This window comes from Sphingomonas leidyi (assembly GCF_011761945.1).
In the GTDB taxonomy this organism is placed as follows: domain Bacteria; phylum Pseudomonadota; class Alphaproteobacteria; order Sphingomonadales; family Sphingomonadaceae; genus Sphingomonas; species Sphingomonas leidyi.
In genome coordinates this window covers 364,071-383,605 of record NZ_JAASQV010000001.1, presented here as the reverse complement: position 1 = coordinate 383,605, position 19,535 = coordinate 364,071, and the positions used below count along the sequence as shown (strand labels likewise).

The window sequence follows — 19,535 nt, the reverse complement described above, 5'->3', positions numbered from 1 at the left end:
CCCTCAGATCGTCACCACGACCTTCCCGATCACCTGGCGCGCGGCCATCTTGGCGATCGCCTTGCCGCCATCGGCCAGCGCGAAGGTCTCGGTGACCCGGGGCGCGATCCTGCCCTCGCCCCACAGCCGGAACAACTGCCCGACATGCGCCGCATTGGCCTCGGGATCGCGCGCCGCGAAGGCGCCCCAGAACACACCGCACACGTCGCAGCTCTTGAGCAGGGTGAGGTTGAGCGGCAGCCTGGGGATACCCGCCGGGAAGCCGACCACCAGATAGCGCCCCTGCCAGCCGATCGCCCGCAGTGCCGGCTCGGCATAGTCGCCGCCCACCGGATCGTAGATCACGTCCGCACCCTGCGGACCCAGCGCCGCCTTGAACTGCTCGGCCAGCGCCCTGGACTGGTCCTTGTCGAACGGCGCCCGGCCATAGACGAGCGCCGCATCCGCGCCCGCCGACCGGGCCGCCGCGGCCTTCTCCTCCGAGGAGACCGCCGCCACCACGCGCGCGCCGAACGCCTTGCCAAGCTCGACCGCCGCCTGGCCGACGCCGCCCGCCGCACCCAGCACCAGCAGAGTATGCCCTTCGCGCAGATGCCCGCGATCGAGCAGCGCGTGGATCGTCGTCGCATAGGTGAGCAGCAGCGCGGCGCCTTCCTCGAAGCTGCGGCCCTCGGGCAGGCGGAACAGCCGCACCGCCTCGATCGCCAGCTTGCTCGAAAGCCCGCCATGGCCCGTCACTGCGATCACCCGGTCGCCCACCGCCCAATCGGCCACGCCCTCGCCCACGCTTTCGATCACGCCGGCGATCTCGCCGCCCGGCGCGAAGGGGCGCGGCGGCTTGAACTGGTACTTGTCCTCGATGATCAGGAAGTCGGGATAGTTGATCGCGCAGGCCTTCACCGCGACCACGACCTGCCCCCTGCCCGCCACCGGATCGGGCAGATCCTCCAGGATTAGAGTATCAGGTCCGCCCGGTTGCTTCGAAAGCAATGCCTTCATTCGCCGTCTCCACCGCGAGCCAGGGGCGATCCTTTGCCATCCCGGCTTCGAATTTCGAAATCGCGGTATCTTGTGCCAGCGTCATGCCGATCTCGTCCAGCCCTTCCATCAGGCATTGGCGGCGAAACGGGTCGAGATCGAAGGCGAAGCGATCCTGATAGGGAGTGGTGACGGTCATCGTCTCCAGGTCGACGGTGACCTCGTCGGTCCTGGCGACCTCGACCAGCCGGTCCACCGCTTCCTGCGGCAGCACCACCGGCACGATGCCGTTCTTGAAGGCGTTACCCGAGAAGATGTCCGAGAAGCTCGGCGCGATCACGGCCTTGATGCCGAGATCGGCGAGCGCCCAGGCGGCATGCTCGCGGCTCGATCCGCAGCCGAAATTGTCGCCGGCGACGAGCACGGACGCGCCCGCATAGCGCGGATCGTCGAAGACATTGCCCGGCTGGGCGCGCACGCTCTCGAAGGCGCCCTTGCCCAGCCCCTCGCGCGTGGTGGTCTTCAGCCAGTGCGCCGGGATGATGATGTCGGTGTCGATATTGCTCGCGCCCCATGGATAGGCGCGCCCTTCGACCTTGCGAACGGCTTCCACGCTACACAACCTCCCGGATCAGCGGGTGGCCGTGATCTCCGCCCGGGCCTCGACCGCCTTGCCCGTGGCCGCATAGGCCGCGGCCAGGCCGCTCAGCACCGTACCCGCAATCAACGCGACTAGCGCCCGCTTCATAGAACATCCCCTTACGCATCCTCCGACATCAGCTCCCTGACATCGGTGAGGCGTCCCCGGATCGCCGCTGCCGCCGCCATTGCGGGTGAAAGCAGGTGCGTCCGCGCCCCCGGACCCTGCCTCCCTACGAAATTACGGTTCGAGGTGGAAGCACAACGTTCACCGCTGGGAACCTTGTCGGGGTTCATCGCGAGACACATCGAGCAGCCCGGTTCGCGCCATTCGAACCCGGCCTCGCGGAAGATGCGGTCCAGCCCCTCCGCCTCGGCCTGGCGCTTGACCAGGCCGGAACCCGGCACGATCAGCGCCTGGCGGATACGGTCGGCGACGCGATGCCCCTTCACTACCGCCGCAGCGGCGCGCAGGTCCTCGATCCGGCTGTTGGTGCACGAGCCGATGAAGACATGCTCGATGGGAACGTCCTCCATCCGCGTGCCCGGGACCAGCCCCATATAATCCAGCGACTTCTGCGCCGCGGCGCGCTTGGCGGGGTCCACGAAGCTCTCCGGATCGGGCACGGCGCCGGTGATCGGCACCACGTCCTCCGGGCTGGTGCCCCAGGTGAGCGACGGCGCGATGTCGCTGGCCTGCAGGACCACGCTCTTGTCGTACGCGGCGCCGGCATCGCTGGGCAGCGTCCTCCACCAGGCTACGGCCTTGTCCCACGCCTCGCCGGCCGGTGCCATCGGGCGCCCCTTGAGATAGGCATAGGTCGTCTCGTCGGGCGCGATCAGGCCCGAGCGGGCGCCGCCCTCGATCGACATGTTCGAGACGGTCAGCCGCCCCTCGATCGACATGCCGCGGATCACGTCGCCGGTGAACTCGATGACATGGCCGGTGCCGCCGGCCGCGCCGATCCTGCCGATGATCGCCAGCACCACGTCCTTGGGGCTCACGCCGAAGCCCAGGCTGCCGTCGACCCGGATCTCGAGCGTCCTGGACCGTTTCAGCAGCAAGGTCTGCGTGGCGAGGACATGCTCGACCTCGCTGGTGCCGATGCCGAAGGCCAGAGCGCCCAGCGCGCCGTGCGCGGAAGTGTGGCTGTCGCCGCACACCAGCGTGGCGCCGGGCAGGGTGAAGCCCTGTTCGGGCCCGATCACATGCACGATGCCCTGCCGCGCATCGAGCGCGTCGATATAGGGCACGCCGAACTCCGCCACGTTCCCGCGCAACGCGGCGAGCTGGCCCGCGCTTGCCGGATCGGCGATCGGCAGCATCTGCCCCGCGGCATCCGCGCGCGGCGTGGTCGGCAGGTTGTGATCGGGGACCGCGAGCGTCAGGTCCGGGCGGCGCACCGGCCGCCCCGCCGCGCGCAGGCCGGCAAAGGCCTGGGGGCTGGTCACCTCATGGACGAGGTGGCGGTCGATATAGATCAGGCAGGTTCCGTCGTCCCGGCGCTCGACCACATGGTCGGCCCAGATCTTCTCGTAAAGGGTACGCGGTTGAGCGGTCATGCGGGCGCTTTAGTCGATTCTTGCGCACAGGCAAGCGTTCGTGCAATTTTCCATCGCATAGTTGAACTATTCTCCGGTCAGCGGCCCAGCCGCGCCGCCTCGCCCCTCAGATAGGCATGGAGCGCCGCGATCTCCATGTCGCCGAGCGCATGGGTCGCCTCCCGGGCGACGACCGACATGCGCCCGACATCGTGGCCATGCCGCCCCGCTCCGGTGCGCAACAGCCTGCGGAAAGCCGCGGGATCATAGCCGGCGGCCTTGGCCGCCAGCGCGGGGGCGACCGGCCCGTCGCCCAGCGCATGGTCGTCGCCCAGCCGGTGGCATGCGGCGCAGGTGGTGTCATAGACATAGCGGCCGGTCTCGGGCGGGCGATGCGCCGGCGCGAGCCGGACGGTGCGACGGCTTTCCTCGAAGCCGCCGGTCAGCATGCCCAGGCGCGGCAACGGGCCGTAACTGGTCTCCGCCCGCGAATCCCTCGCGTCCGGCTTCAGCGTGCGCAGCCAGGCAATGATCCGGCCGAGATCCTCGTCGGCCCAGCTGCGCAGCGCCTGTGTCGGCATGAGGAAGAGCGAGCCGCCGTCGCGCTTCACGCCGTAGCGGATCAGCCGGACGAGTTCGGCGTCCGAATACCCCGCGAGCTTGCGGGCGAGGGCCGGCGGCGCGATCGTGCCGTTCAGCCGGTCGCTGGCCCAGACGCGCCCCTCGCCATTCCGGCCGTGGCAGCCGCGGCAGCCCGCCAGCGTGGCGAGCCTGCCCCCCTCCGCGACCGCCGCCGGATCGCGGGGAATGGCGATCCTGTCGTCCGGCGCGGCGTGACTGCGTTCGATGATCCATTCGGAACCGACGAAGAGCCCGGCCGCCAGCACGATCGCGATCGCCACCAGGGCCTCGAACAGCTTCACCACATTGCGCATCGGATTCCCCCCGGATTCCCGGGCGCGATCCAGAGCCTAGTTTCGTTACACCGCCGCGACGAAGCCCATCCGCCCCTTGCGGGTCACGCAGCGCCCGTCGGCTCCTTGGGCGAGACATAGGCCGGATCATGGGCAAAGGGCAGCGGCCGTCCCGTCCGCAGCGCATCCAGGACTTCCTCGAACCCGGTCTCGCACCGGAAGCCGAGGCGTCGTTCGGCGCGCGCGGCGTCATATATGCGGCCGATGCTCGCGGGGAGTTCCCAGCCCCGGGCACGATATAGCTCCGGGGCGTCGGGGAAGTGGCGCGCGATCACCGCGCGCGCATCGGCCTTGAGCGCGGCGCAGTCCGCGCGCGCAAAGGGCGTGGGCGCCGAGACGATGAAGACATCGAAGCCGATCTCCGGGGCCTTTTCGAGCGCGCACAGATGGGCCCTCGCGGCATCTTCCGCGGTCAGCCGGCGATGCAGCAGCTCGTTGGCCTTCATGTTCTCGCCGGAAAGCCCGCGATGGGTGTCGTCCTCCTCCGGGAAGAAGCGGCTGGTGCGCAGCACGACGCAATTGAGCCCGTCGTTCAGCCAGGCCAGCCGGCAGAGCTGCTCGGCGGCGAGCTTGGTGACCCCATAGATGTTGCGCGGCTCGATCGGCCCCGAATCCTCGTCGAGCCATGTCGCCGCCTCCCCGGCCTCGTCACGGATCGTCTGGCTGATCATCAGCGACGTGGTGGAGGTGAAGACGAACCGGTCGTGCCCGGCCCTGGCCGCGGCCTCGAGCAGGTTCAGCGTACCGGCGACGTTGACGTCGACGAACGCCTGGGCCGGATAGCGCGCGATGTCGGGCTTGTGCAGCGCGCCGCCATGGATCACTGCGTCGATCCCGCGTTCGGCAAAGACCCGGTCGACCAGTGCGCGGTCGGCGACCGATCCGATCACATCGGTGTCCGCGCCCGGCGCTATGTCGAGCCCGGTGACGGCATGCCCTTCCGCACGAAGCAGGGGTGCGAGAAAACGGCCGAGCCAGCCGGACGAGCCCGTCAGGAGAATGTGCATGGGCGCTCGATAGACGAGCGTCAGCTCCGCTGCCAGTCCGACACGAGATAGCGGCAAGACGGCGCGGTCCAATGCGTGGAGAAATGCGCGGCGCCCGCCTCGCGGCCATGGGCGGCACGGCCGAGGCCGCGCCCCCGCTCCGCCTCGGCCGCGGCATCGCCATGCTCGAGGCCGGTCGACAGATCCATGGCGGCAAAGAAACAGATCAGCCCGGTCAGGCCGCAGACCATCCTACGCATGCACAAACCCCGTTACGCCCGTGCGCCGATATCCCGGCACACCCTCTCCGGCAGGTTGCAGCAGTGCGACCTTGATGCTGCGGCGAACTCCCATGCATCGGATGGGCGGGCCGTGCCGCAATGTTGCGACGAATCCGGACATGCCGGCGACCATGCCGCACGCATGCGCGTCGAAAGCGGCAGGATCAGGCCAGGCTGGGGATGGCGGAAGCGCGGGCCTCCGCAGGTTCGCGCGCATCCGCCCATTCGGTGCGGCGCCTCACGCCCGGATTGAGGAACAGCACCGGCAGCTTGAGGAACAGCAGCTCGGAATGGATGAACCCGTCGATCGCACGCTCCCACCATCGGGGATCGCGCTTGCCGTTCGCCTTGAGCCAGCCATCATAGGGCGCCCAGTGGCTCGGCTCGTCCTTCTCGATGACCCGGAAGATCTTCATCAGCACCTTGTCGTGCCGCACCAGCGGATGCCGGAGCAGGACATCGACCTGCTTGTAGCCGCGCCGTTCGGTGAGGGAGATCACCCGGCACAGCTTCTCGAACTGCGCGTCGTCATCGATCACCGCCTGGGTATCGAGCTCGTCGATCGTGCGACGGAACATGATCTCGACGAACCGGTCGATATGCCCGCAGGTCCGGTCGACCTGCAGCGGCATCTTGCCCTGCAGCTCGAACCAGCGCTTGAACATCACATAATGCTTGCGCTCGTCGGCCCGGTGCTTCTCGATGGCGGCGATCAGCGCATGATCGTCGGGTGCCCGCGCCTTAACTGCCTCGAGCACCCGGTCGATGCTCGTGTACCCACGATGCTCGTTATAGATATAGATCGAGCCGAGCAGGTCGAGATAACGGCGGCGGAACCATGCTAGCATCGAAGAATGCTACGCCTTTGTTTCCGCCCCCGCCAGCCGGGCGAAGATTAATTCGCAGTCATGTGGCCATGCCGCCCCTCAAGCGGCGACCAGCGCCACTTCGTACTTTGCCGTCGTCTTCTCCGCGACTTCCGCTTCGGTGACGCCGGGCGCCAGCTCGACCAGGCGGAAGGGCGAATCATGATCCGCGCGCTGGAACACCGCGAGGTCGGTGATGATCATGTCGACCACGTTCCTGCCGGTGAGCGGCAGTTCGCAGCTCGGCACGAACTTGGGATCGCCGTTCTTGGAATTGTGCTCCATCACCACGATGATCTTCTTCACGCCCGCGACCAGGTCCATCGCGCCGCCCATGCCCTTGATCATCTTGCCGGGGATCATCCAGTTGGCGATGTCGCCGGTCTCGCTGATCTCCATGGCGCCGAGCACGGTAAGGTCGATATGGCCGCCGCGGATCATCGCGAAGCTCTGCTCCGATCCGAAATAGGCCGACTGGGGCAGTTCGCTGATCGTCTGCTTGCCGGCATTGATCAGATCGGGATCGACTTCGTCGTCATAGGGGAACGGCCCGATGCCGAGCATGCCGTTCTCCGACTGGAGCGTGACTTCCACGCCGTCGGGAATATGGTTCGCCACCAGCGTGGGAATGCCGATGCCCAGGTTGACGTAGAAGCCGTCCCGCAGCTCCTTCGCGGCGCGTGCCGCCATTTCATCGCGTGTCCAGGGCATTTCTCAGTTCTCCTCTGCGCCGTCGGCCACCAACCGGGCGCGCTCCTCGTCAAATCCCCGCCAGATTCCTTGCAGTACCTCGGCCTCCGGCAGGCCCGTGTGTGCGGAATAGCCGGCTGCGGCGGTCTGGACACACTCGACGAGCAGCGAGCCAAGCAGTTCCGGCGGCCAATGCGTCATGGTGCCGACGATGCTGAACGAACGGCCTTGCTCGGCGCTCACCCAAAATCGGGCCAGCTCGAAATAATCATCCGTCAGGCCCGCATGCCCCTCGAGCGGAAGGGCGCCGGGATGCTCCGGCTCGGATCGGCGCAACCAGCTCATGGTTTCGCCGCCTCGGCCGGATCGGCCCATTGCTTGTCCTTGGGGAACACCTCGTCCATCCCGCCCTTCAGGCCGGTGCCGTAAACGGGGTTGGGCAGGATGAACCAGCCATGCCCCCAGAGCGGCGCGATCAGCGTGTTGGCAGTGGTGTTGCGCCGGGCGGAAACCGACAGGTCCTTGGCGTTGAACAAGTCGCTGAAGTCGCCGAGCTGGTCGCCGCCCATCGCGACGATGCAATAGCGCTCGGCGATCTTCCAGCGCCGCTCGTCCTTGCCGCCGGGCGCGGCGTCGTCGCGCAGGATCAGCGTGTCGCCGAGCGTCACCGGCCCCAGCCCGGCACGCTCGAGCGCCCGGATCGTGAAGGCGGCGGTGCTCGCCGAGCGATTGGTGTTGTAGATCACGGTGATGCCGTCGCCACGGATCGCCGCGATCGTCTCGGCGGCGCCGGGCACCGCCTCCACCTTGTCCGCCCCGGTTTCCTCCCAGCGCGCCCAGCGGGCCTGGTCATAGCCGGGCCCGCGCCGGGCGGCATCGCTCTCGAAGCCCAGGTTGAGCAGCACCGTCTCGTCCACGTCGAACACCACGGCGAGCGGGCGCTTGCCGCACGTCTCGAACCGCGGCGAAGTCAGCGTCGAATCGCGCGTCATCACGACCGAGGTGATCTGGCTCTTGTCGCGGCGGAAGCGCAGCTCGCCATGGACATAGCTCCACAGCGCCGCATAGGCCTGGAGGCTGAGCGCCGAAGCCTCGCCCGAGCCGTAGAGGAACTGCATCTCGGGCGGCACGCTTCCCGGCACGGGAGCCGGCAGCGCCGGCACGCCGCCCGGCGGCGGCAGCGCGGTCAGGTTGGTGACCTGGATCTTCTGGCCGTCCTCGGTCTCGAAGACCTGGCCCGGCTGCGGCGCCGGCCGCTCCGCCTTGCCCTTCTTGCGCTTGTGGTCCTGCGACGTCTTGATCACGCCCACCGCGGCACCGAGCGGCACCGCCGCCGCGGCGACGCAGCCCGAAAGGCCGCTCGCGGCAAGCGCGAGGCCCGCGATCGCGCAGACGCGGCTCACGCGGCCCCCTGGGCCTCTGCGCGGGGACGGGTGGTCCGGAACTCGATCTTCTTGTCATAGGGCGCGCCGACGATCATGCGCTTCACATAGATGCCCGGCAGATGGATCTGGTCGGGATCGAGGCTGCCCACCGGCACCACTTCCTCCACCTCGGCGACGCAGATGCGCCCCGCCGTCGCCATCGGCTGGTTGAAGTTGCGCGCGGTCTTGCGGAAGATCAGGTTGCCCGCCTCGTCGGCCTTCCAGCCCTTGATGATCGACAGGTCGCTGCGGATGCCGCGCTCGAGGATATATTCCTCGCCGTCGAAGACCTTCACTTCCTTGCCCTCGGCCACCTGCGTGCCGACGCCGGTCCTGGTGTAGAAGCCCGGAATGCCCGCCCCGCCCGCACGGCAGCGCTCGGCCAGCGTGCCCTGGGGGCAGAATTCCACTTCGAGCTCGCCCGACAGATATTGCCGCTCGAACTCCTTGTTCTCGCCGACATAGGACGAGATCATCTTCTTCACCTGGCGCGTCCGCAGCAGCTTGCCCAGCCCCTCGCCGTCGATGCCGGCATTGTTCGAGGCGATGGTGAGGTCCCGGGTCCCGGCATCGCGGATCGCATCGATCAGCCGCTCGGGAATGCCGCACAAGCCGAAACCGCCCGCGCAGATCGTCATGCCGTCGAACAGCAGCCCTTCCAGCGCTGCTTCGGCGTTGGGGTAGAGCTTCTTCATCCGCGATTCTCTCCTGACTTCGCCGGGGGCGATAGTCCGGCGCGGAAGGTCCGGTCAAGCGAACCTGAACCGGCTTTCAACTTCGCTGCACCGCAGCAACGGGCGGGATCGCCCCCGATCCAAGCTGAACAGGAGATGATCGGAACCGGCGGTGTGGCACAAAGGCAACACGGCAGGATTGTAATTAAATTGCCATATTGCACTGCGGAATCGGAGGCCTACGTAGAGGCCCGGATGGCCATCCGAACCTGAGTATCAAAGTCCAAAGGTAGGAAAAGAAATGCGAATTCTCGCAACGACCGCGCTCGCCCTCGTGGCGGCCACCGCAACCCCCGCCCTCGCGCAGGACGGCACCTTCCAGGGTCCGCGCGCCGAAGTGATCGGCGGCTGGGACCGCGTGAACGGCGATGGCGACGGCAAGTCGGGTTTCGTCTATGGCGGCGCCATCGGCTATGACCTGCAGCGCGGCAAGGCCGTGTTCGGCGTCGACGCCGAAGTGACCGGCTCGACCACCAAGGCCACGGACGCCGGCGTCACCGTGAAGGCCGGCCGTGACCTGTATGCGGGCGTCCGCGCCGGTATCGCCGTCACCCCGACCACCCTGGTCTATGCCAAGGGCGGCTACACCAACGGCCGCATCACCGGCGAGACCGGCAACGTCCGCGTCTCCGACAATCTCGACGGCTTCCGCCTGGGCGCCGGCGTCGAGCACGCCTTCGGCCAGCGTCTCTACGGCAAGGTCGAGTATCGCTACTCGAACTACAGCCAGGACGTGGAGCGCCACCAGGTGCTCGCGGGCCTCGGCGTCCGCTTCTGATCTTCCGATCCGAGCAGGAAGGGGCCGCGCGGGCAACCGCGCGGCCCTTTTCCGTTTACGGTTCCGCTGCGATAGCGCCACATGCTCGCAGCCCTTCTCGCATGGATCATCGGCGTGAACCTGTGGACGGTGCTGCGCTTCCGGCAGGACAAGCGCCGCGCCGCCGCCGGTGCGCGCCGCATTCCGGAGGCCCATCTGCTCCGGCTCGCGCTGCTCGGCGGCACGCCCGGCGCGTTCGCCGCGCGGCGGCTGTTCCGCCACAAGACCCGGAAACAGCCCTTCTCCACGCATCTCATGCTGATCGCGGCCGCGCAGCTGGCCGTCGGAATCGCGCTCCTCTTCCTGTGGCTCCGGAAATAGGCGCCTGGGTCGGGGTCTCATATTCCTTCAATCGTCATCCCCGCCTTCGCGGGGATGAAGACAGAAAATCAGATACTTGTTTGGGTTCGCAACCTAGGGCCCATCCCCCAGCATGATCGAACGGTGCGGTTCGCGCCCGCCATAGCTTTGCTCGGCCACCTTCGCCCCTGCCGCGCGCAACGCGCCCGGCCGGTCCGGCGAGCGCACGCCGACGATCGCGGCTTCGAACTTCATCGTCCCCGCAAAGGCCGGCACCGCCCGCACCCGCTCGAGCCAGCCCGCCGTGCGCGGCCAGCGCGCCGCGTCGATCTCGAACCCGGCGAGCGAGGCGTTGCGGAAGAAGCACGCATAGGTGAAATCCGCGGTGCAGACATGGTCGAACAGGAACCCGTCCGCCGGTGCCCGCGCCTCGATCCAGTCGAGCGCTTCGGGCAGGTCGCGGGTCGTCACCTGCGCGATCAGGGCATGATCGGGCTCGCGCTTCCACACATAGGGGACGATCGTCTTCTGGTAGAAGAGCCGCCAGATGATCAGGTCGCCCAGCCGGCTGTCGGCATATTCCTCCATCCAGCGCGCGCGGGCGCGATCGGCGGCGCCCCGCGGCATCAGCGGCGGCGCGGGCCAGCGCTCGTCGACATATTCCGCGATCACCGTCGAATCGTTGAGCACCAGCTCGCCGTCGATCAGCACCGGGATGCGGCGCAGCGGGCTGACCCGGGTGAACGCATCGGTGCCGTAGAAGGGCACGATCGGGTCCAGCTCATAGTCGACGCCCTTGTGATCGAGGGCGACGAATACCTTGCGGGCATAGGGCGACACATGATTGCCAATGATCAGCATGGCCATGGGGGTTACGCTTCCCGCCCCGGCCGGTCTAGAGATAGGCCATGACCGCGAAACGAACCGGGGGCCGGATCCTCGTCGACAACCTGGTCGCACAGGGCTGCGACCGCATCTTCCATGTGCCGGGCGAGAGCTTCCTCGCCGTATTGGACGCGCTGCACGACGTGCCCGCGATCGACGTGGTCACCTGTCGCCAGGAAGGCGGCGTCGGCTTCATGGCCTGTGCCGATGGCGCGATGACCGGCCGACCCGGCATCGCCTTCGTCACGCGCGGGCCGGGCGCGACCAACGCCTCGATCGGCGTGCACGTCGCCATGCAGGATTCGCAGCCGATGATCCTGTTCGTCGGCGATGTCGACCGCGGCATGCGCGACCGCGAAGGCTTTCAGGAGATCGACCTGCCCGCGATGTTCGCCCCGCTCGCCAAATGGGCGACGCGGATCGAGGACGCGCGCCGCATCCCGGAATATGTCGCCCGCGCCTGGGCAGTGGCCACCTCCGGCCGGCCGGGCCCGGTGGTGATTGCGCTGCCGGAGGACATGCTGTGCGACGCGGTCGAGGCGCTGGACCGCCCCGCCCTGGCGCCGCCGCTCCAGTCGCCCGATTTCGTCGAGGTCGACATGCTCTACGACGAACTGCGCAAGGCGAAGCGCCCGGTCGCGATCGTCGGCGGCGCCGGCTGGGACGGCGAAACGGGCGAGGAGTTCGCCAGGTTCGCCGAACGGATCGGCCTGCCCGTGGCAGGCGCCTTCCGCCGGCAGGACGCGATCCCGAACAGCTCCCCTGCCTGGGCCGGCAATCTCGGCTATGGCCCGAACCCGAAGCTGGTCCAGCGGATCAGGGAGGCCGACCTGCTGCTCGTCGTCGGCGCCCGCCTCGGCGAGGCGACGACCGATGGCTATGCCCTGATCACGCCCGACCATCCGGGCCAGACGCTCGTCCATGTCCATCCCGATCCCAACGAGCTCAACCGCGTCTATCTGGCGGACCTGCCGATCTGCGCCCGCCCCTTCGAATTCGCGGCGACGCTGGCGGCCGACGAGGAGATCGAGCTGCCCCGTTTCGACGCCGAGGCCGCGCACGCGGAATGGCGCGAATGGTCCACCCCCGCGCCGCGCGACGGCGTCGCCCTCGACCTGGGCCAATGCGTCGCGGCGATGCGCGCGGCAATGCCGGCGGACACGATCATCTGCAACGGCGCCGGCAATTTCTCGAGCTGGTGGCACCGCTACTGGCCCTATGGCCCGCAGCCTTCGCAGCTTGCTCCCACCGCCGGCGCGATGGGCTATGGCGTGCCCGCCGCGGTCGCCGCCGCGCTGCGCTTCCCGGAGCGCGCGGTGGTCGCGCTCGCGGGCGATGGCGACTTCCTGATGAACGGCCAGGAACTCGCCACTGCCGTCCAGCACGGCGTCGACCTGATCGTCCTCCTGGTCGACAATGCGGCCTATGGCACGATCCGCATGCACCAGGAGCGCGAATATCCCGCGCGCCTGTCGGGCACGACGCTGCGAAATCCGGATTTCGCCGCGCTCGCCCGCGCCTATGGCGGCTGGGCCGAGACGGTGGAGACGACCGCGCAGTTCGCGCCCGCGCTGGACCGCGCCCTCGCCCGGCCCGGCCTGCGCCTGCTCCACCTCAAGACCGATATCGAGTTCATCACCCCGGGGCTCACCGTCTCGGGCCTCAGGCGCAAATAATCCCGCCGGCGCACGGCCTTGGCCGGCCCGCCCCCGCTATAATGCGGGCAAGGCAAGCGAAGAGGCGAACTATGGGCTGGCGGCACCTGCACGTCGGGCAGAAGGGTGACAATCTGACCATCCAGAGCCGTCGGGTCTGGCAGGAGGAATGGCGCTGGATCAACGGCGAGACCGTGCGCCTGCCCGATCCGCTGGTGCCGATCGACATACTCTCGCACATGATCTGCGAGATCGGGCCGAAGACGCGCCCGGTGCGCTTCGCCGCGCACAAGCTGCAGAGCGATCTCTGGTCGTTCTACGTTCCGGACTGAGCGTCGGAGCCCGGCCTCCCGCGCTTCGCGGGGAAGGACAATCAGCCGGTCGCCAGCGCTTCCGCGATCTCCCACCAGGCCGGATCGCGCTTCCTCCCCAATATCGCGGCCGCGGTGCGCCCCTCGTCGTCGGGAATGTCCCCGCGCGCACCGGCGCGAACGAACATGGCGAAATGCTCCGCCGCGCTGCCCTTCTTCAGCATCAGGTGCAGCGGGGTGCGGCCCTTCCCGTCCCGCGCATCGGGATTGGCGCCGCCGATCAGCAGTTCCTCCGCCGGCCCGAACCGGCTCCAGCCCACCGCCCCCAGCAGCGGCGTCTCGCCACGACCGGCTCCTTCCTCGATGTCCGCGCCATAAGCGAGCAGCAGGCGGATCGTTGCGCGATCCTCGTTCCAGGCGGCGGCGAACAGGCAATGATTCGGGTCGGAACCCGCCTCCAGCAGATGCTCGGCAAGCGGGCGATTCGCGCCGTGCGCCACCGCGAACCACAAGGGCGTGGCACGCCATTCGCCTTCGGTGAACGCGGCATCGTCGAGACCCAGGCCGAGCCCGAGCAGCAGCTCGGCCATGGCGATGCGCGTGCCGGGCGTCGCACAGGCGAGGTGCAGCCAGTTCCGCCCGCGTTCGTCGCGATGGCCGAGCAGGTCGGGCCTGGCCGCCAGCCCTTCGCGCACATCCTCGATGCGATGCCGGCGGACGCTCTCGGTGAGGCTGGTCTTCGAAACCATGCCGCATCCTATCCCCGAATCCCGCACGCGCGAAGAGGCCGCCCCGGTTGCCCGGAACGGCCTCGCCTGAGCATCCCCGACGGGATCAGATGTCGTCGCCGAGCGCGCCCTTCACCTTGCCGATCAGCTGCTGGCCCTTGCCCTTCAGCTCCTGGACCTTGCCCTCGGCGTCGAGCTTGTCGTCCGCGCGGGTGCGGTTGGGATCGTCGGCATCGCCCGCCAGCGCCTGCTTGGCCTTGCCGACCAGCTCGTTGACGTTGCCCTTGATCTTGTCAGTAAGTTCACCCATGATTCCAATCTCCTGGCCGCGGATCGGCGCTTGGCCGCGCCTGTGATCCATTCGACTGAAACAACGGTCCGCGCCGGATATGGGTTCCGTCATGCCAGAGCGGGTTGCCGAACATTACGAGCGCCATGCCCATGCCTTCGATCATGAACGGCGCAAGCGCTTCACGGAGCGCGCCTGGCTGGATCGCTTCCTGCTGGGGGTCCCGAAGGGCGCGCCGGTCCTCGACCTGGGCTGCGGCGCGGGCGAGCCGATCGCGCGCTATCTGCACGATGCGCACCATCCGATCACCGGCGTCGATATCTCGGCGAAGATGATCGCGCTCTGCCGCACCCGCTTCCCGCGCGAGCGCTGGATCGCGGCGGACATGCGCGGCGTGGTGCCGGACGGGATGTTCGGCGGCATCCTCGCCTGGGACAGCCTCTTCCACTTGCCCGCCGACGACCAGCTCGCCCTGCTCGAGCGACTGGCGCCCTCGCTGTCGCCCGGCGGGGCATTGCTGTTCAATACCGGGCCCGAACGCGGCGTCGCGATGGGCTGCCAGTTCGGCGAGCAGCTCTATCATGCCAGCGCCGGCCCGGCGGAATATCGCGCGATATTCGCGCGGACCGGCCTGTTCGAAGTCGCCCATGCGCCCGAGGACGCGGCGACGGGGGGCCGCTCGGTGTGGCTGGTGCGGCGGCCGCACTAGATCCTCCCCTCCCCGGAAGGGAAGGGGCGAAGGTCAGGGCGCCACCTTCTGCAGGAAGGCGATCACCGCGGTCCAGGCCGGCTCGGCGCCCTCGGGATTCTTCGCGCGCAGCAAGGTGGAGGCGCCGTGCACTCCGCCCTGCTTGGGCACGAACTGCTCCTTCTGCCCCGGCACCGCGGCGAGGATGTTCCGGGCCTCGTCGACCTCATGCCCATCCTGCGCCGACGTTGCGAACACCGGCGCCTTCACGTTGGCCGCGGCGGTGCGCACCATCGTCTTGTCGTCGAAATATTCGCCGGGCGAGAATGCCATCACCGCCTTCACCCGATCGGGATAGTCCGCGGCGAGCAGGAAGACGAGCGACGCCGAATAGCTGCTGCCCCACAGGATCACCGGCAGCTTCTTGTCCTTCGCCCATGCCAGCGCCGCCACCAGGTCCGGCTTCGCCTGATAGTAACTCGTCGAGCGGCCCAGCGCCTTCACCGTCGCATTGCCGCCGAACAGGTCGCCGCCGGCGCGCTGGTCGATACGCAGCGAGCTATAGCCCCAGGTCGCCAGCCTGGGGGCAATGGTCGCATATTCGTCCTTGCCCGAACCCGCCTGGTGGAAGAGCAGGATCAGCGCCTTGGGCTTCTCGACGCTGGTATGGACGCCAAAGACCTTCACCCCGTCCGCCGCGGTGAGCGTCACCGGCTCGGCGGAAATGGCGCGCGATTCCTTCGGCACGGCGGCGGGCCTGGGGTGGCAGGCGGAAAGCGCGAGCAGCGCCAGTGCCGCGGCGGCCGGCCGGCGCATCAGATCAACCCCGCCAGCGGGCTCGAGGGATCGGCATAGCGGCGCTTGGCCATGCGCCCGGCGCGATAGGAGAGCCGCCCGGCTTCCACTGCCGCCTTCATCGCCGCCGCCATCAGGATCGGGTCCTTCGCCTCGGCGATCGCGGTGTTCATCAGGATGCCGTCGCAGCCCAGCTCCATGCCCACCGCCGCGTCGCTCGCCGAGCCGACGCCGGCATCGACCAGCACCGGCACCTTGGCACCTTCGACAATCAGCCGGATCGTCACCTGGTTCTGGATGCCCAAGCCGGAACCGATCGGCGCGCCCAGCGGCATGATCGCCACGGCGCCGGCATCCTCCAGCCGCTTCGCCGCGATGGGATCGTCCACGCAATAGACCATCGGCTTGAAGCCCTCGTTCGCGAGGATTTCCGTGGCCCGCAGCGTCTCCACCATGTCCGGATAGAGCGTCCGCGCCTCGCCCAGCACTTCGAGCTTCACCAGCTCCCAGCCGCCCGCCTCGCGCGCCAGGCGCAGCGTGCGGATCGCCGATTCGGCATCGAAGCAGCCGGCGGTGTTGGGCAGATAGGTGATCTTCTTCGGGTCGATATAGTCGGTGAGCATCGGCGCCTTGGGATCGCTGACGTTCACGCGGCGCACCGCCACCGTGACGATCTCGGCGCCGCTCGCCACCACCGCGGCCGCGTTCTGCTCGAAATCCCTGTACTTGCCGGTGCCGACGATCAGCCGTGAACGGAAGGTCTTGCCCGCGACGGTCCAGCTATCGTCATCGACCGGCCTGCCATGGTCGCCACCACCGACGAAATGCACGATCTCCAGCTCGTCGCCATCCTCGACCACCACCTGGTCCAGCGTCGAGCGCGGCACCACTTCCAGGTTGCGCTCCACCGCCAGCTTGGCGGGCACCAGCCCCAGCTCCTCGGCCAGCTGGGCGATGGTGAGGCCGGCCATCACCCGCCGGTGCTCGCCGTTGACGGTGATGGAGACGGTGCCGTCGATATGCATGAACTGTCCTTGGAAATTTGATCGGGAGCGCGCGCTCATATAGGGAAGCCGCTCCCGCGCCCGCAACCGAAAGGCTTGGCCTTGGCCGATACGATCTACGTCCTCAACGGTCCCAACCTCAACCTGCTGGGACTGCGCGAGCCGGAGATCTACGGTTCGGACACGCTCGACGACATTGCGGGCCGCCTGGAGGACCGGGCGAAGGAACTGGGGCTGGAGATCGATCTGCGCCAGTCGAATCACGAGGGCCACCTGATCGACTGGCTCCACGAGGCCCAGGCCCGCGGCGCGAAGGCCGTCCTGCTCAACGCGGGCGCGTTCACGCACACCAGCCTCGCGCTCTACGATGCGATCCGCTCGATCCGGACGCCGGTATTCGAAGTACATATCTCCAACCCGGTCGCCCGGGAGGAGTATCGCCACCACAGCTATGTCGGCATGGCCGCCCGGGGAACCATCGCCGGTTTCGGGGCGCTGTCCTACATGCTTGCGCTTGAAGCCGCCGCGCTCCTCTGACAAAGGGCGCCGTTTCATCGGAAGACGAGATCAAATGGCAGAAAAGAACGACAAGACGGGCGCAATGCAGGTCGACATCGACCTGGTGCGGCAGCTCGCCGCCGTGCTGGACGACACCAATCTCACCGAGATCGAAGTCGAGGACGGCGATCGCAAGGTCCGCGTCGCGCGCACCGTGCAGGCCGCGCCCGCGCTCCTGCAGGCGCCGATGGCTGCCCCGGTCGCCGCTCCGGCCGCCGCCGCGCCGGTTGCCGCTGCCGTCGAGGCCGCGCCCGTCGCCGCGCTGAACGCAGTCAAGTCGCCGATGGTCGGCACCGTCTATCTGGCGCCGAATCCCGAGGCGGCGAACTTCGTCTCGGTCGGCCAGACGGTGAAGGCCGGCGACACGCTGCTGATCATCGAGGCGATGAAGGTGATGAACCCGATCCACGCCACTTCGGCCGGCACGGTCAAGGCGATCCTGGTCGACAATGGCCAGCCGGTCGAGTTCGACCAGCCGCTCGTCGTGGTCGAGTAACGGCGGCCCCATGCCGGAAATCAAGAAGCTCCTGATCGCCAATCGCGGCGAGATCGCGCTGCGCATCCACCGCGCCTGCCACGAGATGGGGATCAAGACCGTCGCGGTGCACTCCACTGCCGATTCGGACGCGATGCACGTGCGCCTGGCCGACGAAGCGATCTGCATCGGCCCGCCGGCCGCGGCCGAGAGCTATCTCAAGATCGACCGGATCATCGCCGCGGCGGAGATCTCGGGTGCGGACGCGATCCATCCGGGCTATGGCTTCCTCTCGGAGAACGCCAAGTTCGCCGAGATCGTCGAGGCGCACGGCATCATCTTCGTCGGGCCCAAGCCCGAGCACATCCGCACGATGGGCGACAAGATCGAGGCGAAGCGCACCGCCGGCGCGCTCGGCCTGCCGCTGGTCCCCGGCTCGGACGGCCCGATCGGCGACCTGGCCGAAGCCAAGGCGATCGCCGCCAAGGCAGGCTATCCGGTGATCATCAAGGCCGCCTCGGGCGGCGGCGGCCGCGGCATGAAGGTCTGCACCAGCGAGGACCAGCTCGAGACGCTGATGCAGCAGGCCGGCAGCGAGGCGAAGGCCGCCTTTGGCGACGCCACCGTCTATCTGGAGAAATATCTCGGCAACCCGCGCCACATCGAAGTGCAGGTGTTCGGCGACGGCAACGGCAACGCCATCCATCTGGGCGAGCGCGACTGTTCGCTCCAGCGCCGCCACCAGAAGGTGCTCGAGGAAGCCCCCTCGCCCGTCCTCTCGGTCGAGGAGCGCGAGCGCATCGGCGGGATCTGCGCCAAGGCGATGGCCGACATGGGCTATCGCGGGGCCGGCACGATCGAATTCCTGTGGGAAGACGGCGAGTTCTACTTCATCGAGATGAACACTCGCCTGCAGGTGGAGCATCCGGTCACCGAGGCGATCACCGGCCTCGATCTCGTCCGCGAGCAGATCCGCGTGGCCGAAGGGCACGGCCTGACGCTGCGCCAGGAAGACGTGGTGTTCCGCGGCCATGCGATCGAATGCCGCATCAACGCCGAGGACCCGCGCACCTTCGCGCCGTCGCCGGGCCTGGTGAAGGGCTATCACGCGCCGGGCGGCATGAACGTCCGCGTCGATTCGGGCCTCTATGCCGGCTACAAGGTGCCGCCCTATTACGATTCGATGATCGCCAAGCTGATCGTCTACGGCACCACTCGCCAGGGCGCGCTCCGCCGCCTGCGCCGCGCGCTCGAGGAGTTCGTGATCGATGGGATGAAGACCACCATCCCCCTGCACCAGGCGCTGCTCGACGACCCCGAATTCCAGAAGGGCGACTATACGATCAAGTGGCTGGAGGAGTGGCTGGCCCGGCAGGACGAGGCATGAAGGCCACCATCTACCACAATCCCCGCTGCTCCAAGTCGCGCGAGGCGCTGGCGATCCTGAACGGAACGCCGGGCCTCGCGGTCGAGGTGGTGGAGTATCTCAAGACCCCGCCGAGCCGCGAGACGCTGAAGGACCTCTATGCCCGCGCCGGCATGACCGCGCGCGAAGGCCTGCGCATCACCGAGGACGCCGCCAAGCCGCTAAAGGGAGCGGACGACGATGCGATCCTCGACGCGATGGCGGCCGATCCGATCCTGATCGAACGGCCGCTGGTGGTGACCGAAAAGGGCGCCCGCCTCGGCCGCCCGCCGGAGCGGGTGCGCGAGATCCTGTAGGTTGAGAACCCAAACAAGTATCTGATTTTCCTTCGCCATCCCCGCCTTCGCGAGGATGACGATTGAAGGAATATGAGTCCCCAACCTAGGGTGGGGGACTCATTCAGCGAACCCCGTCATCCCGCCTGCGCGGGGATGACGGTTGACGGAATGCGAGTCCCCGACCCAGGGCGGCCACGCTACCCGATTTGGCG

Annotated in this window: 25 protein-coding genes; 9 read left to right on the top strand and 16 right to left on the bottom strand. The window is 68.1% G+C overall.

Translation table 11 applies throughout. The features are described 5' to 3' along the window. Positions 1-3 precede the first annotated feature (3 nt). The 11 genes from FHR20_RS02135 to FHR20_RS02085 form a co-directional block, all read right to left on the bottom strand. Complete coding sequence (locus tag FHR20_RS02135) at positions 4-999, bottom strand: NADPH:quinone oxidoreductase family protein (protein WP_208413370.1); 996 nt, start codon at positions 997-999, stop codon at positions 4-6. Beyond that, the gene (gene leuD, locus FHR20_RS02130) at positions 962-1,591 is read right to left on the bottom strand and encodes a 3-isopropylmalate dehydratase small subunit (RefSeq protein WP_167298016.1); all 630 of its coding nucleotides are present in this window, start codon (positions 1,589-1,591) and stop codon (positions 962-964) included. Before leuD ends, FHR20_RS02135 begins: the two co-directional genes overlap by 38 nt. 146 nt (positions 1,592-1,737) lie before the next feature. Beyond that, a complete protein-coding gene (gene leuC / locus FHR20_RS02125) occupies positions 1,738-3,180 on the bottom strand; it encodes a 3-isopropylmalate dehydratase large subunit (protein ID WP_167298015.1) in 1,443 nt (480 codons plus the stop codon). A gap of 77 nt (positions 3,181-3,257) precedes the next feature. Next, the gene (locus tag FHR20_RS02120) at positions 3,258-4,094 is read right to left on the bottom strand and encodes a c-type cytochrome (protein ID WP_167298014.1); all 837 of its coding nucleotides are present in this window, start codon (positions 4,092-4,094) and stop codon (positions 3,258-3,260) included. An 83-nt stretch (positions 4,095-4,177) separates the two neighbouring features. Beyond that, positions 4,178-5,140, bottom strand: coding sequence for an NAD-dependent epimerase/dehydratase family protein (locus FHR20_RS02115; protein WP_167298013.1), 963 nt, complete (start codon positions 5,138-5,140; stop codon positions 4,178-4,180). Positions 5,141-5,160: 20 nt separating this feature from the next. Next, positions 5,161-5,379: a hypothetical protein gene (locus FHR20_RS02110; RefSeq protein ID WP_167298012.1), complete on the bottom strand. Its 219-nt coding sequence runs from the start codon at positions 5,377-5,379 to the stop codon at positions 5,161-5,163. Positions 5,380-5,564: 185 nt separating this feature from the next. Beyond that, positions 5,565-6,248, bottom strand: a complete 684-nt coding sequence (locus FHR20_RS02105; RefSeq protein WP_167298011.1) for a ferritin-like domain-containing protein — start codon at positions 6,246-6,248, stop codon at positions 5,565-5,567. Between the two features lie 78 nt (positions 6,249-6,326). Next, on the bottom strand, positions 6,327-6,977 hold the full coding sequence (locus tag FHR20_RS02100; RefSeq protein WP_167298010.1) for a 3-oxoacid CoA-transferase subunit B: 651 nt from the start codon (positions 6,975-6,977) through the stop codon (positions 6,327-6,329). Between the two features lie 3 nt (positions 6,978-6,980). Then, positions 6,981-7,301: a hypothetical protein gene (locus FHR20_RS02095; RefSeq protein ID WP_167298009.1), complete on the bottom strand. Its 321-nt coding sequence runs from the start codon at positions 7,299-7,301 to the stop codon at positions 6,981-6,983. Further along, complete coding sequence (locus FHR20_RS23110) at positions 7,298-8,359, bottom strand: HAD family acid phosphatase (protein WP_341786393.1); 1,062 nt, start codon at positions 8,357-8,359, stop codon at positions 7,298-7,300. The genes FHR20_RS02095 and FHR20_RS23110 overlap by 4 nt, the downstream gene beginning before the upstream one ends. Continuing rightward, the gene (locus tag FHR20_RS02085) at positions 8,356-9,075 is read right to left on the bottom strand and encodes a CoA transferase subunit A (protein WP_167298008.1); all 720 of its coding nucleotides are present in this window, start codon (positions 9,073-9,075) and stop codon (positions 8,356-8,358) included. Before FHR20_RS02085 ends, FHR20_RS23110 begins: the two co-directional genes overlap by 4 nt. Before the next feature lie 280 nt (positions 9,076-9,355). Between FHR20_RS02085 and FHR20_RS02080 the strand changes: the two genes are divergently transcribed. Together FHR20_RS02080 and FHR20_RS02075 are read left to right on the top strand one after the other, a co-directional pair. After that, positions 9,356-9,892, top strand: coding sequence for an outer membrane protein (locus FHR20_RS02080; protein ID WP_167298007.1), 537 nt, complete (start codon positions 9,356-9,358; stop codon positions 9,890-9,892). 81 nt (positions 9,893-9,973) lie between these two features. After that, the gene (locus FHR20_RS02075; protein WP_167298006.1) at positions 9,974-10,252 is read left to right on the top strand and encodes a DUF1294 domain-containing protein; all 279 of its coding nucleotides are present in this window, start codon (positions 9,974-9,976) and stop codon (positions 10,250-10,252) included. Positions 10,253-10,345: 93 nt separating this feature from the next. On the opposite strand, the gene FHR20_RS02070 is transcribed toward FHR20_RS02075, so the two are convergent. Beyond that, positions 10,346-11,098, bottom strand: coding sequence for a glutathione S-transferase family protein (locus tag FHR20_RS02070; RefSeq protein ID WP_208413368.1), 753 nt, complete (start codon positions 11,096-11,098; stop codon positions 10,346-10,348). Positions 11,099-11,139: 41 nt separating this feature from the next. On the opposite strand from FHR20_RS02070, the gene FHR20_RS02065 reads away from it, so the two are divergent. Both FHR20_RS02065 and FHR20_RS02060 read left to right on the top strand, forming a co-directional pair. Beyond that, entirely contained in the window at positions 11,140-12,792 is a 1,653-nt protein-coding gene (locus FHR20_RS02065) for a thiamine pyrophosphate-binding protein (RefSeq protein WP_167298005.1), read from the top strand. A 71-nt stretch (positions 12,793-12,863) separates the two neighbouring features. Then, the gene (locus FHR20_RS02060) at positions 12,864-13,103 is read left to right on the top strand and encodes a hypothetical protein (RefSeq protein WP_167298004.1); all 240 of its coding nucleotides are present in this window, start codon (positions 12,864-12,866) and stop codon (positions 13,101-13,103) included. 41 nt (positions 13,104-13,144) lie between these two features. Here FHR20_RS02060 and FHR20_RS02055 read toward each other — a convergent pair whose 3' ends face one another. Beyond that, the gene (locus tag FHR20_RS02055) at positions 13,145-13,831 is read right to left on the bottom strand and encodes an ankyrin repeat domain-containing protein (protein WP_167298003.1); all 687 of its coding nucleotides are present in this window, start codon (positions 13,829-13,831) and stop codon (positions 13,145-13,147) included. A gap of 85 nt (positions 13,832-13,916) precedes the next feature. After that, complete coding sequence (locus FHR20_RS02050; protein ID WP_086129346.1) at positions 13,917-14,120, bottom strand: CsbD family protein; 204 nt, start codon at positions 14,118-14,120, stop codon at positions 13,917-13,919. 91 nt (positions 14,121-14,211) lie between these two features. Here FHR20_RS02050 and FHR20_RS02045 point away from each other — a divergent pair, with 91 nt between their 5' ends. Further along, positions 14,212-14,808, top strand: a complete 597-nt coding sequence (locus tag FHR20_RS02045) for a class I SAM-dependent methyltransferase (protein ID WP_167298002.1) — start codon at positions 14,212-14,214, stop codon at positions 14,806-14,808. 33 nt (positions 14,809-14,841) lie between these two features. Here FHR20_RS02045 and FHR20_RS02040 read toward each other — a convergent pair whose 3' ends face one another. Beyond that, positions 14,842-15,603, bottom strand: coding sequence for an alpha/beta hydrolase (locus tag FHR20_RS02040; protein WP_167298001.1), 762 nt, complete (start codon positions 15,601-15,603; stop codon positions 14,842-14,844). Beyond that, the gene (thiS, locus tag FHR20_RS02035; protein ID WP_167298000.1) at positions 15,603-16,607 is read right to left on the bottom strand and encodes a sulfur carrier protein ThiS; all 1,005 of its coding nucleotides are present in this window, start codon (positions 16,605-16,607) and stop codon (positions 15,603-15,605) included. Before thiS ends, FHR20_RS02040 begins: the two co-directional genes overlap by 1 nt. 81 nt (positions 16,608-16,688) lie before the next feature. Between thiS and aroQ the strand changes: the two genes are divergently transcribed. From aroQ to arsC, 4 genes are read left to right on the top strand one after another with little or no spacing between them, the layout of a single operon-like run. Next, a complete protein-coding gene (gene aroQ, locus FHR20_RS02030; RefSeq protein WP_167297999.1) occupies positions 16,689-17,123 on the top strand; it encodes a type II 3-dehydroquinate dehydratase in 435 nt (144 codons plus the stop codon). A gap of 34 nt (positions 17,124-17,157) precedes the next feature. After that, positions 17,158-17,640, top strand: coding sequence for an acetyl-CoA carboxylase biotin carboxyl carrier protein (accB, locus tag FHR20_RS02025; protein WP_167297998.1), 483 nt, complete (start codon positions 17,158-17,160; stop codon positions 17,638-17,640). A 10-nt stretch (positions 17,641-17,650) separates the two neighbouring features. Next, the gene (gene accC / locus FHR20_RS02020; RefSeq protein WP_167297997.1) at positions 17,651-19,006 is read left to right on the top strand and encodes an acetyl-CoA carboxylase biotin carboxylase subunit; all 1,356 of its coding nucleotides are present in this window, start codon (positions 17,651-17,653) and stop codon (positions 19,004-19,006) included. Beyond that, positions 19,003-19,341, top strand: coding sequence for an arsenate reductase (glutaredoxin) (arsC, locus tag FHR20_RS02015; protein WP_167297996.1), 339 nt, complete (start codon positions 19,003-19,005; stop codon positions 19,339-19,341). Before accC ends, arsC begins: the two co-directional genes overlap by 4 nt. Positions 19,342-19,535: the final 194 nt, after the last annotated feature.